This is a genomic window from Streptomyces sp. SID1328, assembly GCF_009865595.1.
Taxonomy (GTDB): Bacteria; Actinomycetota; Actinomycetes; order Streptomycetales; family Streptomycetaceae; genus Streptomyces; species Streptomyces griseoluteus.
On the sequence record NZ_WWKH01000207.1, the window covers coordinates 1 to 4,193 of the forward strand.

Annotated in this window: 4 protein-coding genes and 1 pseudogene; all 5 read right to left on the bottom strand. The window is 74.3% G+C overall.

The features are described 5' to 3' along the window. Positions 1 to 340 (bottom strand): annotated as a pseudogene (locus GT030_RS06120) (hypothetical protein); the annotation flags it as partial. A gap of 107 nt (positions 341 to 447) precedes the next feature. After that, positions 448 to 1,245, bottom strand: coding sequence for a type III pantothenate kinase (locus GT030_RS06125; protein ID WP_030811239.1), 798 nt, complete (start codon positions 1,243 to 1,245; stop codon positions 448 to 450). A gap of 5 nt (positions 1,246 to 1,250) precedes the next feature. Then, positions 1,251 to 2,231: a carboxylating nicotinate-nucleotide diphosphorylase gene (nadC, locus tag GT030_RS06130; protein WP_161200203.1), complete on the bottom strand. Its 981-nt coding sequence runs from the start codon at positions 2,229 to 2,231 to the stop codon at positions 1,251 to 1,253. 48 nt (positions 2,232 to 2,279) lie between these two features. Continuing rightward, complete coding sequence (locus GT030_RS06135; RefSeq protein WP_161200204.1) at positions 2,280 to 3,977, bottom strand: L-aspartate oxidase; 1,698 nt, start codon at positions 3,975 to 3,977, stop codon at positions 2,280 to 2,282. Continuing rightward, positions 3,974 to 4,193, bottom strand: a 220-nt coding sequence (locus GT030_RS06140; RefSeq protein WP_202459746.1) for a pantoate--beta-alanine ligase, incomplete at its 5' end; no start/stop codon positions are given. The genes GT030_RS06140 and GT030_RS06135, both read right to left, overlap by 4 nt.

The window sequence follows — 4,193 nt, forward strand, 5'->3', positions numbered from 1 at the left end:
CTGCGGCCACCGGGTTGCCGCGCAGGGCGCGCAGCGCGGCGAGGTCGTCCGGGGCGGGCCGGTGCCCGGCGCCGAGCGCCTCCTGGAGCAGGGCCAGGTAGCCGGCCGCGGTGCCGGGCAGGGCGGCTCGGTAGCGGCCCAGATCGGCCAGGAGGAAGGCGCGCAGGCGAGCCGCTTCGTCCAGTGCCTCGTCGACCGAGTCGGCGAGGCGGAAGCAGTCCTGCACGTCCTCGGCGGAGGCCGTGCCGGGGTGGAGGGCGAGGGCGAGGGCGCGGCGGAGCACACGCAGCTCCTCCGCGCCGAACGCCATGCCGCCGCGAGTTCCGTATGGCGTGGGCATGCGGCGACGCTACCGCTAATCGGACAAAAGTTACGAAATGGAACGTGTTGTAACGCGTGTCGGACCCAGGGTTCCCCCGCCCGGCCCTGAGTCCCCCACGGGCCCGGCTACCTGCGCGGCACGTTGCGCTCGTAGACCAGGCGCAGGCCGATCAGGGTGAGCCAGGGCTGGTGTTCGTCGATCACCGAGGACTCGCCCAGCACCATCGGCGCCAGACCGCCGGTGGCGATCACGGTGACGTCGTCGGGGTCGTCGGCCAGCTCGCGCGCCATCCGGCCGACCACGCCGTCCACCTGGCCGGCGAAGCCGTAGACGATGCCGGACTGCATGGCCTCGACGGTGCTCTTGCCGATCACGTTGCGCGGGCGGGCCACCTCGATCTTGCGGAGCTGCGCGGCCTTCACGCCGAGCGCCTCCACCGAGATCTCGATGCCGGGCGCGATGACCCCGCCGACGTACTCCCCGCGCGCGGAGATCGCGTCGAAGGTGGTCGCGGTGCCGAAGTCGACCACGATCGCCGGGCCGCCGTACAGCTCGTTGGCGGCGACCGTGTTGATGATGCGGTCGGCGCCGACCTCCTTGGGGTTGTCGAACTGCACCGGCACCCCGGTCTTGACGCCGGGCTCGACCAGCACCGCGGGCACGTCGCCGTAGTAGCGCCGGGTGACCTCGCGCAGCTCGTGCAGCACCGAGGGCACCGTGGCGCAGATGGCGATGCCGTGGATGCCGTCGCCCAGTTCCTCGCCGAGCAGCGGGTGCGTGCCCATCAGGCCCTGGAGCAGCACCGCCAGCTCGTCGGCCGTGCGGCGCGGGTCGGTGGACACGCGCCAGTGCTCGACGATGTCCTCGCCGTCGAAGAGACCGAGGACGGTGTGGGTGTTGCCGACGTCGATCGTGAGCAGCATCCGGGTCACTCCGCCGGGCGCAGGTCCAGGCCGATGTCGAGCACCGGCGAGGAGTGGGTGAGGGCGCCGACGGCCAGGAAGTCCACGCCGGTGTCGGCGTAGGCGCGGGCGTTCTCCAGGGTGAGCCGCCCGGACGCCTCCAGCTCGGCACGGCCGGCCGTGAGGGTGACGGCCTCGGCGCACTCGCCGGGGGTGAAGTTGTCCAGCAGGATCAGGTCGGCGCCGGCCTCGACGGCCTCGTGGAGCTGGTGCAGGGTGTCGACCTCGACCTCGACGGGGAGGTCCGGGAAGGTCTCCCGTACGGCCCTGAACGCCTCGGTCACGCCGCCGGCGGCGAGTACGTGGTTGTCCTTGACCAGGGCGGCGTCGGAGAGCGACATGCGGTGATTGACGCCGCCGCCGCAGCGCACCGCGTACTTCTCCAGCGAGCGCAGGCCGGGGGTGGTCTTGCGGGTGTCGCGCACGCGGGTGCGGCTGCCCTCCAGCACGTCGGCCCACGCGCGCGTGGCGGACGCGATGCCGGACATGCGGCCCAGGATGTTCAGCGCGCTGCGCTCGGCGGTGAGCAGGTCGCGGGTGCGGGTGGTGACCGACAGCAGACGCTGGCCGGCCTCGATCAGCTCGCCGTCCTCGACGTGCCGCTCGACCTCGAACTCGTCCTCGCAGACCACGGAGAGCACGGCCTCGGCGACCCTGAGGCCCGCGACCACGCCGGCCTCGCGGGCGACGAAGTCGGCGGTGGCCACGGCGTCCTCGGGGATGGTCGCCACGGTGGTCACGTCGACGCCGCCGGCCAGGTCCTCCTGGACGGTGATGTTGGCGATGTCCTCGATCTCCACGGGGTCGAGCCCGGACTCGGCCAGCAGCGCGGCCAGCGCGGGGTCGAGACCGCACTCCAGTTGCTCTTCGCCCTCCTCGTCCGCGCCACAGGCGCAGCCGTCGCCGCAGCCGCCGGTCGGGGCGAGGGGAAGGTCGTCGGTGCTCACGTTCGTCACTGCTCCTGGGGACGCGGGTTCACCCGGTGGACCGAGATGTCACCGGGTAGGGGGGAAGTCTGCGCTCTCGGTGGTGCGTACGGCCAGCGAACGGTCCGCGCGGAGGGTCACCACCAGGTGGCGGCGCCAGTGCGGGTCGTCGCGGTCGGCGTGGTCCTCGCGCCAGTGGCAGCCGCGGGTCTCCTCGCGCAGCGCGGCGGCGGCGACCAGGACGCGGGCCACGTCCAGGAGGTTGGTGGCCTCCCAGGTGTCGACGCCGGGCTCGGCGGTCTTGCCCTCACCGTCCAGGGTGTCACTGGCGCGGGAGTGCAGCTCCGCGAGGCGCTGGGCGGCGCGCTCCAGGGAGGCGGCCGAGCGCAGGACGCCCGCGCCCTCGGACATGATCCGCTGCACGGCGAGCCGGTCCTCCGGGGCCAGCAGGGGGTGCGCGGGCGTGCCGTGGTGCGGGACGGGGGCCGGTACGCGCGTGTGCGGGCCGTTCGCGGTGTGCTCGGCCGCGATGTCGGCGGCGATGCGCTCGGCGTAGACGAGCCCTTCGAGCAGGGAGTTGGAGGCGAGCCGGTTGGCGCCGTGCACCCCGGTGCAGGCGACCTCGCCGCACGCGTACAGACCGGCGACGGTCGTACGGCCGCGGTCGTCGGTGCGGACGCCGCCGGAGGCGTAGTGGGCGGCCGGGGCGACCGGAATCGGCTCGGTGACCGGGTCGATGCCGTGGGCGCGGCAGGCGGCCAGGATGGTGGGGAAGCGGTGCTCCCACATGTCGGCGCCGAAGTGCCTGCCGTCGAGGTACATGTGCTCGGCGCCCAGCTCCTGCATCCGCCGCGTGATGCCCTTGGCGACGATGTCGCGCGGGGCCAGCTCGGCCAGCTCGTGCTGCCCGGCCATGAAGCGCGTGCCGTCGGCGTCGACCAGGTGGGCGCCCTCGCCGCGCACCGCCTCGGAGACCAGCGGCTGCTGGCCCTCGGCGTCGGGGCCGAGGAAGAGCACGGTCGGGTGGAACTGCACGAACTCCAGGTCGCTGACCTCGGCGCCCGCGCGCAGCGCCAGCGCCACGCCGTCGCCGGTGGAGACCGAGGGGTTCGTGGTCGCGGAGAACACCTGGCCCATGCCGCCGGTGGCGAGCACCACGGCGGGCGCGTGCACGGCGCCCACGCCGTCGTGCTGGCCCTCGCCCATGACGTGCAGGGTGACCCCGGCGGTGCGGCCCTCGGCGTCGGTGAGCAGGTCCAGGACAAGCGCGTTCTCGATGGTGCGCAGGCCCCGCGCGCGGACGGCGTCGACCAGCGCGCGGGAGATCTCCGCGCCGGTGGCGTCCCCGCCCGCGTGGGCGATGCGGCGCCGGTGGTGGCCGCCCTCGCGGGTGAGCTGGATCGAGCCCGCGTCGTCGGTGTCGAACCGGGCGCCGGTGTCGATCAGCCGCCGTACGGCGTCGGGGCCCTCGGTGACCAGGAGGCGCACGGCGTTCTCGTCGCACAGGCCCGCGCCGGCGACCAGGGTGTCGTCCAGGTGCTGTCCGGGGGTGTCGCCGTCGCCCAGGGCGGCCGCGATGCCGCCCTGGGCCCAGCGGGTGGAGCCGTCGTCCAGGCGGGCCTTGGTGACGACGACCGTCGTCAGGCCGGCCGCCTCGCAGCGCAGCGCGGCGGTCAGGCCGGCCACGCCGGAGCCGACCACCACGACGTCGGCCGGGATGGACCAGCCGGGGGCGGGCGCGTGCAGTCGTATACCGGTGCTGGTCACAGGGCGGCTCCAGGGCTGCCGAAGGTGAGCGGGATGTTGTCGATCAGCCGGGTCGAGCCGACCCGCGCGGCGACCGCGAGGACCGCCTCGCCGGTGAAGTCGTCGGCGATCTCGGTGAAGTCGGCCGGGTCGACCAGGGCGAGGTAGTCCAGGTCGAGCGGCGGGTCGAAGCGGGCGGCCTCGTCCAGGACCTGGCGGGCGGCCGCGCGGACGGCC